This is a genomic window from Agrobacterium albertimagni AOL15, from assembly GCF_000300855.1.
Taxonomy (GTDB): domain Bacteria; phylum Pseudomonadota; class Alphaproteobacteria; order Rhizobiales; family Rhizobiaceae; genus Allorhizobium; species Allorhizobium albertimagni.
Window position 1 is genome coordinate 34592 of sequence record NZ_ALJF01000006.1, and the last position, 13753, is coordinate 48344.

A 13753-nucleotide genomic window follows, 5' to 3' on the forward strand; every position below is an offset into this window, starting at 1 on the left:
GTCCCACCAGGATTTTCTAAAGCTTCCGAAACAGAGGGCCGCGCATCGACTGCGCGGCCCTTCGAAGATCATTCTCATTGGATGAGCAATCGGCCTTGTCCTACTTCAGGAGCCCTGCTTCCTTGTAGAACTTTTCTGCACCTGGATGCAGCGGAATGCCAACGCCGTTGAGCGCGGTTTCCTTGGTGATCGCCTTGCCCTTGGCATGGCCTGCATCGAGCTGCTTGCGGGTGTTTTCGTTCCACAAGGCCTTGGTGATGCCATAGATCAGATCTTCTGGCTGATCCGCGCCGGTGACCCACTGTGCGCCAACGGCGAGTGTCTTCACGTCATCGGCGTTGCCTTCGTAAGTGCCGCCGGGAACGGTGTCCGATGCGAAGAATGTGTACTTCTCGCAGATCGTTGGTGCGTCCTCACACGAGATCGAAACCAGCTTCACGTCATGCTGGCTCGCAAGTTCGGCAATGGCGCCGGCAGGATAGCCACCAACAAAGAAAAAGGCATCCATGGCGCCGTCACGCATGCGGTCGGCCGCCTGATCGGGCTTGAGATATTCAGGCATGATGTCAGCCTCGGAAAGGCCATAGCCTTCCAGAATGACGCGAGCGTCAACCAGGGTGCCAGAGCCTGGCTCGTCCAGCGAGACGCGCTTGCCCTTGAGGTCGGCAACGCTGTTGATGCCTGAGGCTGCGCTGGCCACGAGGTGAATGCTCTCCGGATAGAGATTGGCAATCGCCCGAAGATTTTCAACGGCGGGCTTGCCCTCCCAGATACCCGTACCGGTATAGGCCCAGGTCGCCACATCCGACTGGGCAAATCCCGATTCCAAGGTACCGCCGGCGATGCCGTTGATATTGGCAACCGACCCATTGGATGACAGAGCCGAAGCGACGAGACCCGGCACACCACAAGAGCCGCCCTCCTCGCAACTGCGCGAACCGGGTGGGTTGGAGATCGCATTGGCAAGCAATCCGCCGATTGGGTAATAGGTTCCAGCTGTGCCACCTGTGCCGATGCGGAAGAAGGACATGTCCTGCGCACCTGCAGATGTTGCCAAGCCGACCGCCAGAACCGCGCCAAAGATGGATTTGTAGTGTCTCATGGAATCTCCCTATTCTTCCCTTCTGATTTCCGAGCAGCTTATGACCCTTCATACATCGGTGCAAGGCAACGCTGAACGGTATCCTCGCTCAATCCTGTGGTCAGTCATCATATGACCTGGTGCCCAGATCAGGGATCACTCCCATGGTCGGACAAAAGGCTTCTGGGCAGTCTCATTCGAGGTTTTTAAACGGGCGGCACAGTGAGAATGGTCGGACCAGTCCAAGACCTTTTGGTCGGCTGGTTTCTTTGGCGATGTGATCAGCCCGGTCATGATTCTGCTAATCTGACGCCTCACCGCGCCATTCCAAGCTTGGGGGCCTACCGGGGATCAGAGATCAAAATTCACGCGACCAATAAGATAATAATCGATTTTCATTGAAAATCATCGAGTTTCACAAACGTGCAGACCAACTGAGACATTGCCGGATCCTGAATGCCACAGAGAGGTGGATTGGTCCTGATCTCAAAGTTTCCAACACGTGGCCTTCCAGGCGCACAGAAACATCGCTCCCGATCGGAAGTTCGGCTGCCGGCCCAAGACAAAGAGCTTTAGAGTTCAGGCAAGCAACAGACAGGTGCCCGCGGCCGCCATGGCCTCGGCAATGTCCGGTGGAGGCTGTACATCAGTCGCCAGCTCGGCGATCGCTTCGAAGCCACAGACACGGACCAGGCCCTCGCGTCCGAATTTGCTCTGGTCCGTCACAACCAGCGTGCGTCGACCGCGCGTGATAACCGTGCGGGCAAATTCCGCCTCATCCAGATCGTAATCCATCATCCCCGTTGCATTGACGGCACCGGTCGAGATGATCGCGTGGGTCACGGAAAATCGGCTGATGAAGTCGATAGCCGTACTCCCGAACGCCGCCCCATTGTCGCTGCGCAACTCCCCACCGGCCATGTAGACTTTGTTGTCGTTCACCGTGGCAAGCGTGCGCGCGATGTCGGAAGAGTTTGTCACGACCGTCAGACGCCGGTGACCCAGGAGCTCCCGCGCCAGGAAGCTCGTTGTCGTGCCTGTGTCCATCATGATCGAGTCACCATCGCGAATTGTCGCCGCAACAAAGGCGGCTATCGCCCGTTTGGCCTCGCTGTTTTCGCGCATCCGACGTTCGAACGGCGCCTCGCCGACCATGGAAGCCAGGCTCACTGCGCCATGCATCCTGATCAGGCTGCCACCATTTGCCAACGGCTTCAGGTCCCGCCGGATGGTCTCCAGCGATACACCGAGTTTGCGCGCGAGGGCCGAAAGCGCCACGGTTCCCTCGCGATCCAGAAGACGCAAGATCTCTCGCTGCCGTGTTGAAGGGGGCATGACAATCTCCATCCTGCTCGTCACCGCATCGTTAGCTCGCGATAGCACCAGCTTCAAGCAGACACCACATAATCGGTCACAAAAACACAAAATGCCACAGATTCGGATTGACAAGCTCTCGCGCTTGACCCGAGACTGCAGCCATACACGCGGTCGTCATCAGATACGAAAAGTACGGGGAACGGCGACCGGGTGCCTTGCCAGATATAAGCAATCTCAACGGGCTCTACTGGGAGAACTCGAATGCCTCACCATGACCGCATGCCGAGAACTATCGCAGCCGCATTGCTGATGAGTGCCGCCTTCTTCACCGCACCGGCATCAGCGCAGGAATCCACCGATCCGATCAAACTGACATTACATGACTGGACGGGCCAGTTGATCACCACCCAGATCATGGGCGAGGTCTTGAAGAAGGCGGGCTATTCCGTCGAGTTTGTTCAGGCCGACTATCTGGCCCAGTTTGCCGGCCTCGAATCCGGCGACCTCCATGTCGCCATGGAAATCTGGGAAACGACCGGCCGCGAGGCGATGGATGCAGCAACCGCAACCGGCAAGGTCGAGAACCTCGGCGAAACCGGCATGCAAGCTAAGGAAGAATGGTGGTTTCCCGAATACATGAAGGAAAAATGCCCCGGCCTGCCGAATTGGGAAGCACTGAAGGCTGAAGCCTGTGCCGAAGCCTTCTCGACGGCGGAAACAGCACCAAAGGGCCGCTATCTCGGCGGTCCGGTCACCTGGGGTGGATTTGACGACGAGCGCGTCGAAGCGCTCGACCTGCCCTTCGAGGTCGTGCATGCCGGAACCGATGCGGCGCTCTTTGCGGAGCTTGAAAGCGCCTATCAGCGCCAGGCACCGATCCTCCTCTGGATCTACGCGCCGCATTGGGCGCCGGCCAAATACAAGGGAGAATGGGTCGAGTTCCCGCAATATACCAAGGAATGTTACGAGGACGCCGCCTGGGGTTCCAACCCGGACATGGCCTATGATTGCGGCAAGCCCTTCGGTCCGATCTGGAAGGTCGCCTGGTCTGGTTTGAAGGACAAGTGGCCCGGCGCTCATGAGGCTATCAAGGCCTTCAATGTCGGCAACGACGAAATGGGTGAGATGATCACCAAGGTCGACCTCGAAGGCAAGAAGGTCGAGGAAGTCGTTGCCGAATGGGTCGGCGCCAACGAGGCGAAATGGTCGGAATGGATCAAGAAATAGCCGGACTGGCTTAGGTCGCCCGCGCACTCCCTCGGCGCGGGTGACCCTTCTTTCGAGCGGCCCCTGCGGGCCATCCGTCCTGCGATCCAGCGGAACTGCCATGTCGACTGAAGCCAAACTCGTCTGCCGCAATGTCTGGAAGATATTCGGTGCGGGCGCCCGCGATGCCGTGTCCTCGAATGGTGGCAAGCCGAACGCCGAGACTCTCTCAAGCGCCGGCCTGGTCGGCGCCGTCCGCGACGTCAATCTTGAGGTGAGAGCCGGCGAAATCTTTGTGATCATGGGTCTCTCAGGGTCTGGCAAATCAACGCTGGTGCGCTGCCTGTCTCGGCTGATCGAGCCGACATCGGGCGAAATAATCTTCAACGGGGAAAACCTGCTTTCGGCCAGCGAAGCGCGGATGATCGAGATCCGGCGCCATCAGATGGGCATGGTCTTCCAGCATTTTGCGCTTCTGCCGCATCTGACGGTGCTCGACAATGTCGCCTTCCCGCTGGAGGTTCAGGGGGTCGACAGGCCGACGCGAGTGGGTCGCGCCAGACGCATGGTCGAACTGGTCGGTCTCGCCGGCAAGGAGACCGCCTATCCGCGCCAACTTTCCGGTGGCCAGCAGCAACGTGTCGGCATTGCCCGCTCGCTTGCGGTCGAACCGGAACTCTGGTTCCTGGACGAACCCTTTTCGGCGCTGGATCCGCTGATCCGACGCGAAATGCAGGACGAATTCCTCCGCCTGCAGTCGGTGCTGAAGAAGACCATTGTCTTCATCACCCACGACTTCGACGAAGCGATCCGGCTCGCCGACCGCATCGCGATCATGAAGGATGGCGAGATCGTCCAGGCCGGCACGCCCGAAGAGCTGGTTCTGGCGCCCGCCACCGACTACGTCGCCGAATTCACCCGCAATGTCGCCCGTTCCAAGGTCGTCAAGGTCGCCTCGCTGATGAAGACCGCAACCGGACCCCTGCCAGCGGCCACCACATCGCCATTAGCTTCCATCGCGCAAGCCGCCCCCCTGTTCGCCTCAGCCGGGGACACACTCGGCGTCGTCGATGCCGATGGTCGGATGGTTGGTCTCCTGCGACGCAGCGATGTCGTCGAAGTCATGATGCAGGGCTGAGCCGATGAGCGCGCTATCCGCCCCGACATTGCAAGCCCTTGAGACCGGAAGCCCAGCGTCTGGCAAACGCTTCGTGGATATCGCCCTGGCGCTCGCCGCCTTTGCTATGCTCATGGCCTGGTGGCTCGGCCCGTCGATCGGAAAATGGGCCTTCGACTATCCTCGCGCCTGGCAAATCCCCGCAGCTCGGCACATCAGCGGCTGGATGAAATGGCTGGTCAACGAAGCGAGCTTCGGCCTCTTTTCCTTCACCGATCTCACGCGCTTAACCGCTGACCTCATCGACATTCCCTACACGTTTACGCTCAGCCTGCTCTCCACCGGCTTCCTCTCGGGCCAGGGATCCGCCGCAGTCCAGATCGTGCCGCCGATCTCCTATCTGGGTGTCATCGTGCTCGTCGGTCTGATGGGATACTATGCAGGCGGCGCCAAGTTGGCGGCCCTGGTCGTCACGTGCTTCGGATTCTTTGCCGCCTTCGGACAATGGTCGAGCGCCATGGTGACGCTTTCCTCCATCTTGGTCGCTGTTCCGATCGGTGTCGTTCTCGGCCTTCTACTCGGCCTCGCCGGCTACCGCTTCGCGTGGGTAGAACGGGCGATCTCGCCGCTTCTCGACCTGATGCAAACCATCCCGATCTTCGCCTATCTCGTACCGATCCTTTTCCTCTTCGGTTTCGGGCCGACGGCAGCCATCGTCGGGACCATTATTTACGCCATGCCGCCTATGGTGCGCATCACTCTCCTCGGCCTGAGGGCCGTGCCGTCGGAGATCCGTGATCTCGGCCAAATGGTCGGTTGCTCGCGACGACAAATGACCTGGAAGGTCATGGTCCCCTCGGCCGTCGACGCGCTGATGGTCGGCGTCAATCAGGTCATCATGCTCTCTCTCAACATGGTGATCATCGCCTCGATGATCGGCGCCGGCGGCCTCGGCTTCGACGTGCTGGCGGCCCTCCGCCGCCTCGACATCGGCGCCGGCTTCGAAGCGGGTTTCGCGATCGTGGCACTTGCCGTCGCCCTGGATCGCTTGAGCCAGGCCTTCGCGCGAAAGGCCGGCGATCCCTCCGCCATGTCGACCAGCGACGACAGGCTGATGCAGCGCCACCCGTATCTCACAGCAGGCCTTGCCGTGATCGTCTTCAGCCTCGTCGCAAGTCTGATCTCGCCTGCTCTCGCCACCCTGCCCGACAGCCTCACCCTGTCGACCGGCAGTTTCTGGAACGAGGTGGTGAAATGGATCAACATCAACTTCTTCGACGTGCTCGAGGCGATCCGCACCACCCTCCTCATCCACCTTCTGGTACCGATCAAGCGCTTCCTGGCCGAGTTGCCCTGGCTGGGTGTCGTCGCCGTGCTGGCGATTGCCGGCTTTCGCCTCGGCGGGCTGCGGCTCGCTGTCCTGGCCGCCACCCTCTCCTTCCTGATCGCCGCCACCGGCCAGTGGGAAAAGGCGATGGTGACGGTCTATCTCTGTGGCATCGCGGTGATCATCGCCTGCCTGATCGGTATTCCAATCGGCATTCTCGCCGCAGAGCGTGAGCGGCTCTGGCGCTGGCTGCAGGTGGTGATCGACACGCTGCAGACGCTGCCTTCCTTTGTTTATCTGATGCCTGCCGTGATGCTCTTCAGGGTCGGCGACTTCACAGCTCTGATCGCCATCGTTGCCTATGCCGTGGCGCCAGCGATCCGCTACACGGCACTCGGGATCCAGCGCGTCGACCCGAAGGTCGTCGAAGCCGGACGCGCCATGGGTTGCACGCCGCTTCAGATTCTTACCAAGATCAAGCTGAAGCTCGCACTACCCGAACTCATGCTCGGTCTGAACCAGACGATCATGTTCGCCCTGTCGATGCTCGTGATCACGGCTCTGGTCGGCACCCGCGATCTCGGCCAGGAGGTCTATATCGCCTTGACCAAGGCCGATACCGGCCGCGGCATTGTCGCCGGGCTCGCCGTTGCCTTCATCGCCATTATCGCCGATCGGTTGATCTCTGCCGGCGCGGCTCGTCTGAGGGAGCGTATGGCATGACCGACCTTGCCCCGACCCCAGGACTCGAAGATCGCATCGCGTCCCTGCCCTGCTGGAATGGAGCGCTGGAGATCTGCGTGCTCAAGGGTGGCCTCAGCAATGAAAGCTTCCTGGTGGCCGATGCCTCTGGCCGCCACGTTGTGCGCTTCGGAACAGACTATCCCTTCCATCACGTTTCCAGGGCCCGCGAACTGATGACGGCCCGCGCTGCTCACGAGGCCGGCTTCGCCCCGAACGTGGAATATGCAGAACCGGGCGTCATGGTGTCTGCCTTCCTCGACGCGAAGACGTTTTCGGCAAATGACGTCGTAGCCGAACGCGAGCGCGTGGCGCTCCTTCTCCAACGATTTCACCAGGAGATGCCGCGTTACGTCACCGGCGCGGGTTTCATGTTCTGGCCCTTCCATGTGGTGCGCGACTATGCCCGCACGCTCAAAGCCGGCAACAGCCGGATGATCCCGGAGCTGGACCAATTTCTCTCGCTGGCGCAGGAGCTTGAAGCCGTCCAGGCGCCGCTTCCCATCGTCTTTGCCCATAACGACCTTCTGCCCTCCAACATTCTCGACGATGGCGAAAGGCTCTGGCTGATCGATTTCGAATATGCCGGTTTCTCGACGTCCATGTTCGATCTCGCCGGTGCGACCTCCAATGCCGGCCTGACACCCGAGCAGTCGGAAGAGTTTCTCACCGCCTATTTCGGGGGTGTGCCCTCGCTCGAGATCCGCCGCTCGCTCGCCGCGATGCAATGCGCCTCCCTTTTGCGCGAGGCGATGTGGAGCATGACATCCGAACTCTACCTCGATGCACCGGGCGCCGACTATGTCGGCTACACGGCCGAAAACCTCACGCGCCTCCAAGAAGCGCTCGACCACTACAACTCAGTCTACGGGAACCATGCGTCATGACCCTGCCCTCTCACGCCCAGATCGTCGTCATTGGCGGTGGCATCATCGGCTGCTCCACCGCCTATCATCTCGCCAGGGATCACAAGGCAGACGTTCTGCTGCTTGAACAGGGTGCCCTCACTTCGGGTTCGACCTGGCATGCGGCCGGTCTTGTCGGCCAGCTGCGCTCATCCGCCTCGATCACCCGCGTGCTGAAATACTCGGTCGAGCTCTACAAGGGGCTGGAAGCCGAAACTGGGCTCGCAACGGGCTGGAAGATGACGGGCTGCCTGCGGCTTGCCACGAACCAGGACCGCTGGACCGAATTCAAACGCCTCTCCACTACCGCCGGCAGTTTCGGAATGGAGATGCATCTTGTCTCCCCCGAGGAGGTGAAGCAGATGTGGCCACTGATGAATGTCGATGACCTCGTCGGTGCGAGCTGGCTGCCAACGGACGGGCAGGCAAGCCCCTCAGACATCACCCAGTCGCTGGCAAAAGGCGCCCGCATGCATGGCGCCAAGATCGTCGAAAATGTTCGGGTTATTGGCTTTGAGATGAAGGACGGCCGGATCACGGCTGTGAAAACCACGCTGGGCGACGTCGCTTGCGAAAAGGTCGTCAATTGTGCCGGCCAATGGGCGCGCCAGGTCGGCGAAATGGCCGGCATCAACGTGCCTCTCCAGGCGGTCAAGCACCAGTATATCATCACCGAGAAGATCGAGGGACTATCGACCGACGCCCCGACAATTCGCGACCCTGACAGACGAACCTACTACAAGGAAGAGGTTGGTGGGCTTGTGATGGGCGGCTATGAGCCCAACCCGCAACCCTGGCTCACCGGCGACTTGCCAAACGACTGGGCCTTCCGCCTGTTCGACGATGATTTCGACCATTTCGAACAGCACATGATTCAGGCCGTCGAACGCGTTCCTGCTCTCGAGACGGTTGGCGTGAAGCAGATGATCAATGGCCCGGAGAGCTTCACGCCCGACGGCAACTTCATCCTCGGCGCAGCCCCCGAATGCAAGAACATGTTCGTCGGCGCCGGCTTCAACGCCTTCGGCATCGCGTCCGGTGGAGGTGCTGGCTGGGTGCTGGCGCAATGGGTGGTCGACGGTGAGGCCCCGCTCGATCTCTGGGTTGTCGATATCAGGCGTTTCGCCGCAATGCATCGCGACCGCCAATGGGTCTGCGACCGGACGCTCGAAGCCTATGGCAAGCATTACACCGTCGCCTTCCCGCACGAGGAATACGACAGCGGTCGCCCTCGCCTCGTCTCGCCGCTCTTTGACCGCTTGCAGGCATCCGGCGCCGTCTTCGGCTCCAAGCTGGGCTGGGAGCGCCCCAACTGGTTCGCGCCCTCCGGAACGGAGCCCAAGGACATCTATTCGATGGGCCGGCAGAACTGGTTCAATTCGGTCGGTGAGGAACACCGTCATGTGCGTGAGGCAGTCGGGGTCTTTGACCAGTCGTCCTTTGCGAAATACGAGCTTTCAGGGCCCGATGCCCTCAAGGCACTCGACTGGATTTGCGCCAACGACGTGGCGAAGCCCGTCGGACGTCTGACCTATACCCAGCTCCTCAACACACGAGGCGGGATCGAGGCGGACCTGACCGTCGCGCGCGTCGCCGACGAGAAATTCTACATCGTTACCGGCACAGGCTTCCGCACCCACGATTTTGGCTGGATATCAGACCATATTCCCGCCGGTCTGGACTGCAGGCTCTCAGACATTACCGAAGACTGGGGCACGCTTTCGCTTATGGGACCATCGGCCCGAGCCGTGCTTGCCGGCGTCACGACCGCAGATGTCTCGAATGAGGCTTTCCCCTTCGGCCATGTCCGCGAAATCGAGATCGCCGGCGCCGCTGTTCGGGCGCTCCGGGTTACCTATGTCGGCGAACTCGGCTGGGAGCTTCATATCCCGATCAAGGCTCTCGGCGATGTCTATGACGCCCTGATGGCAGCGGGAAAAGACCATCACATCCGTCCGATCGGCTACCGCGCTTTGGAATCCCTGCGCCTCGAAAAAGGCTACCGTGCCTGGAGTTCCGACATCACACCAAACGACACGCCCTTCGAGGCGGGCCTTGGCTGGGCGGTAAAACTTCGCAAGAACACCGATTTTCTCGGTCGCAGAGCGCTGGAGAGCCTGGCCGGTCAGCCGCTCAAGAAGCGGTTGATGGGTTTCACTGTCGACGACCCGTCGATCGTGCTCGCCGGACGCGAGACAATCCTCAGATACGGCGAGCCTGTCGGCTATCTCACCAGCGGCGGCTATGGCTACACGCTCGGTAAGAACATTGGCTACGGCTATGTCCGCAACACTGAGGGCGTCAGCGATGAGTATCTGAAGAGCGGAAGTTACGAGCTCGTGGTCGCGGCGGAAAAGACACCTGCCATCCTCCACTTCGGGCCGATGTTCGACCCGGCCATGGACAAGATCAAGGCCTGAGGTATGCCCATGTCATTTCGCGCAGATCGGCACGTCCACATTCTCATCATCGGCGGCGGTGCGATCGGCACGTCTGTCGCCTACCACCTCGCCCGCGACGGTGCCAGCGATGTCCTTCTTGTCGAAAAGGCCATGCTCACCCATGGCTGTACCTGGCATGCGGCAGGTCTGGTGGGCCAGCTTCGCGGCAAGCGAAACCTCACCAGGCTGATGCAGAATTCCGTGGCGGTCTTCGACCGCCTGGAAGAGGAAACGGGCCAGCACATTGCCTGGAAGAAGGTGGGCTCGCTCAGGCTTGCCGGAAGCCCAGAGCGCTGGAGCGAAATCCGCCGTTCGATGACCCAGGCAAAGAGCTTTGGCGTCGAGTGCTACTCCCTCTCCGCGGATGAGGCAGCGAAGCGTTTTCCTTACATCGTCAAGGAGGGTATCGAGGGTGCCGCCTTTATCCCCGGTGACGGCTATATCGATCCCTATTCCCTGACCATGGCCTATGCCAAGGGCGCTCGAATGAACGGCGCCAAGATCGAGGAAGGGGTGACGGTCAAGGAGATCGTCATCGAGAACCGACGGGCCGTCGGCGTCGTGACGAATGGTGGGACGATTTCCTGCGATATTCTCGTCAATTGCGCCGGGCTCTGGGCGAAACGCGTTGGCGAGATGGCCGGCGTCTCGCTGGCCGCGGGCGTCGTGGAACACCAGTATTTCCTCACGGAGAAGAAACTCACCCTGCCGCCGGATCTGACGACCTTGCGCGATCCCGACAACAATTTCTATCTGAAGCCGGACACCGGCTCCTTTGCCATCGGCGGCTGGGAAGACGGCACAAAAGGTTGCTGGCGCGGCAAGCCCCCACTCGACTTCGGCCGCGAACTCTTCGAGCCGAGCTGGGAGCGACTGGAACTCTTTGCCCTGCCCACCGCCACCCGCATTCCCACACTCAACCAGATCGGCATCCAGACGGTGATCAATGGCCCGATCCCCGTCTCCTTCGACGGCGAGCCGATCATGGGGCTCGCTCCTGAGCTCGATAACTTCTATGTCGCCTGCGGTTTTACGGCCGGTATCGCCGCCTCTGGCGGTGCTGGCCTTGCGCTTTCGAACCTCATCCTGCACGGCGATGCCGGCATGGACCTGTGGCCTTTTGACGTCAGGCGTTTCGGGGCGGTGCATGCGCAGGGGCGTTATCTCGAACAACGCGCCATCGAGGCTTATGGCGCCTATTACAAGGTCCATTGGCCTGGCGAGGAAGTCCAGGCCGTCAGGGGTCTGCGCCGATCGCCCCTGCATGAGACCCTCGCGAAGAACGGCGCCATCTTCGGCTCCAAATTCGGTTGGGAACGCCCCAACTGGTTTTCAAAAGGGGGCGCCGACGATCGGGACATCCCCTCCTTCGAGGGCAAGCCGAACTGGTTCGACGCCGTTGCAGACGAGGTAAAGGCGATCCGCGAAGGCGTGGCGCTGATCGATCAGTCCTCATTCTCCAAGTTCGAGATCAGCGGGCAAGGTGCTTGGGCCGCCATGCAGCGGATCGCGGCCAATGATCTGTCCGGTCCGCCGGGCAAGGCCGTGTACACCCAGCTCTGCAACGAGCGCGGCGGCATCGAGGCTGACGTGACGATCCTTCATCTCGCCGACGATCTGCTCTACCTGATCACCGGGTCCGGCTTCGGGGTCCGAGACGGAAACTGGGTCTCCCGCCACCTGCCGGCAGGTGTCTGCCTGCGCGACGTCACAAATCGCTTCGCCACCGTCAACATTTGCGGACCGCGGGCGCGTGACGTCTTGCAAAGCACCTCAGACGACGACCTCTCGAACGAGGCGCTGCCATTCCTGGCCGCCAGACGCATCGACATCGGCTCAGCCTCGGCGCTTGCGGTTCGCATCGGTTATGTCGGCGAACTCGGCTATGAACTCTATATCGACCAGGAATATGCGTCCCATGTCTACGACACGCTGAAGACGGCCGGAGAATCCTTCGGCATCACCGATGTCGGCTACCGGGCGATCGATGCGGCCCGCATGGAAAAGGGCTATCTCTACTGGTCCGGGGACATCACGCCCGACTACAATCCGTTTGAGGCTGGTCTCGGCTTCTGCGTCGCGCTCGACAAGGGCGACTTCATCGGCCGGGAGGCTCTGGCGACGATCAAGGCCGCCGGGGTGAAGCGCAAGCTCGTCTCCTATACCGTCGAGGGTTACGCGCCTTTTCACGGCGGCGAGGCGGTTTTGCTCGATGGCAAGGTGGTGGGCTCCACGGCCAGCACCGGTTACGGATATACGCTCGGCAAGACCATCGCCTTCGGTTACCTGCCCAGCGAGATCGCCGCTGGCGAGCAGTTCCAGATCGAGGCCTTCGGCAGGACCTATGAAGCCCGCCGGGGCGCCCGCACCCTCTACGATGCGAAAATGGAGAGGCTGAAGGCATGAGCGAAGAGGCCGAGATCGCGCTTGCCCGCGAGACAGTGAAGAGGATCCCCCTGCTGGCCGGTCACGACGGCCCGGTCGAACGCCTGGGCGGACTGACCAATCTCGTTTTCCGCGTTGGCGATCACTGCCTGCGCATCCCAGGCAAGGGCACAGAGGAGTACATTGACCGGATCAACGAAATGATTGCGACAGAGGCAGCCGCCCATGCTGGCGTCGGCCCGGATGTGCTTTATGCGGACGCCTCGAGCGGCATCTTCGTCTCCCGCTTCGTACGCGGTGGCGTTACCATGACCCCTGCCCTGTTCCGCAGCATTGAGGGCGCTCCCGCGCGTGCCGGCCAGGCATTTCGAAAACTCCACGCCAGCGGCGCGGTCTTTCCCGCGCGGTTCGAACTCTTCTCGATGATCGACAGCTACCTCGGCCTCATCGCCACAAAGTCCGTTGCTCTTCCGAACGGGTATGGCGACGTGCTCAAAGCTGCAGAAGCCGTCCGAGCCGCCTTGTCTGCCCATCCTTTGCCGAATGTCGCCTGCCACTGCGATCCGTTATGCGAGAACTTCATCGACACTGGCCACAGGATGTGGATTGTCGACTGGGAGTATTCCGGCATGAACGATCCGATGTGGGATCTCGGCGACCTCAGTGTAGAAGGTGAATTTGACAGCAAGCAGGAGGAAGAAATGATCCTTGCCTATTTCGGCGGTGAGCCATCTGCCGCCGAGCGTGGGCGCATCATCATCTACAAGGCAATGTGCGACCTTCTATGGACGCTCTGGGGTTTGATACAGCTCGCAAACGACAATCCTGCAGACGACTTCCGCAGCTATGCCGACAACCGCTTCGCCCGTTGCAGATCTCTGATGGGTACAAGCCAGTTCGCAGAGGCATTAGAGGCTGTTGCGACATCCAAGTCGACCGACACATGACTGACCAAAAGGTCCTTTTGCCCCACGATTGTTGACGGGTTATCCAATGAGGACCGCAGCAGTCTTTTCAAACGCCTGACGAAGCTAGTCTTCCAGATTTCTCGGCATCTCGCCGCCCGGCCCGCTACCTGTCATGCCTGTTGGAAAAACTTGGTCACCGGAGATGATACCCGGCGAAAGCCTCATTTTGTCAGCGGTTGCCCGCGCCCCAGCCGGAAATAGCGCCCTGCGTTGCATGGTTCCCTCGTTTGCTTTTGAATGGGACTATACGATGTCGAAACCCCGA

General features: G+C 60.8%; 9 protein-coding genes. 7 read left to right on the top strand and 2 right to left on the bottom strand.

Features of this window, described 5'->3' with window-relative positions; genetic code table 11:
- Window positions 1-100: 100 nt before the first annotated feature.
- Together QWE_RS07185 and QWE_RS07190 are read right to left on the bottom strand one after the other, a co-directional pair.
- Window positions 101-1102 (bottom strand): TAXI family TRAP transporter solute-binding subunit, encoded by a 1002-nt coding sequence (locus tag QWE_RS07185; RefSeq protein ID WP_006725440.1) that lies wholly within the window; start codon window positions 1100-1102, stop codon window positions 101-103.
- Window positions 1103-1660: 558 nt separating this feature from the next.
- The gene (locus QWE_RS07190; RefSeq protein WP_040299719.1) at window positions 1661-2416 is read right to left on the bottom strand and encodes a DeoR/GlpR family DNA-binding transcription regulator; all 756 of its coding nucleotides are present in this window, start codon (window positions 2414-2416) and stop codon (window positions 1661-1663) included.
- A gap of 243 nt (window positions 2417-2659) precedes the next feature.
- Between QWE_RS07190 and QWE_RS07195 the strand changes: the two genes are divergently transcribed.
- The 7 genes from QWE_RS07195 (at window position 2660) to QWE_RS07225 (ending at window position 13467) form a co-directional block, all read left to right on the top strand.
- Window positions 2660-3625, top strand: coding sequence for an ABC transporter substrate-binding protein (locus QWE_RS07195; protein WP_006725442.1), 966 nt, complete (start codon window positions 2660-2662; stop codon window positions 3623-3625).
- A gap of 100 nt (window positions 3626-3725) precedes the next feature.
- Complete coding sequence (locus tag QWE_RS07200) at window positions 3726-4742, top strand: quaternary amine ABC transporter ATP-binding protein (protein ID WP_006725443.1); 1017 nt, start codon at window positions 3726-3728, stop codon at window positions 4740-4742.
- Window positions 4743-4746: 4 nt separating this feature from the next.
- Complete coding sequence (locus QWE_RS07205; RefSeq protein ID WP_083872858.1) at window positions 4747-6771, top strand: ABC transporter permease; 2025 nt, start codon at window positions 4747-4749, stop codon at window positions 6769-6771.
- Window positions 6768-7676: a choline/ethanolamine kinase family protein gene (locus tag QWE_RS07210; RefSeq protein WP_006725445.1), complete on the top strand. Its 909-nt coding sequence runs from the start codon at window positions 6768-6770 to the stop codon at window positions 7674-7676. The genes QWE_RS07205 and QWE_RS07210 overlap by 4 nt, the downstream gene beginning before the upstream one ends.
- Window positions 7673-10114 carry a GcvT family protein gene (locus QWE_RS07215; RefSeq protein ID WP_006725446.1) on the top strand — a complete coding sequence of 814 codons (2442 nt, stop codon included), beginning with the start codon at window positions 7673-7675 and terminating at the stop codon, window positions 10112-10114. Before QWE_RS07210 ends, QWE_RS07215 begins: the two co-directional genes overlap by 4 nt.
- Before the next feature lie 9 nt (window positions 10115-10123).
- Window positions 10124-12541: a GcvT family protein gene (locus QWE_RS07220; protein WP_006725447.1), complete on the top strand. Its 2418-nt coding sequence runs from the start codon at window positions 10124-10126 to the stop codon at window positions 12539-12541.
- Window positions 12538-13467, top strand: a complete 930-nt coding sequence (locus tag QWE_RS07225) for a phosphotransferase family protein (RefSeq protein ID WP_006725448.1) — start codon at window positions 12538-12540, stop codon at window positions 13465-13467. Before QWE_RS07220 ends, QWE_RS07225 begins: the two co-directional genes overlap by 4 nt.
- Window positions 13468-13753: the final 286 nt, after the last annotated feature.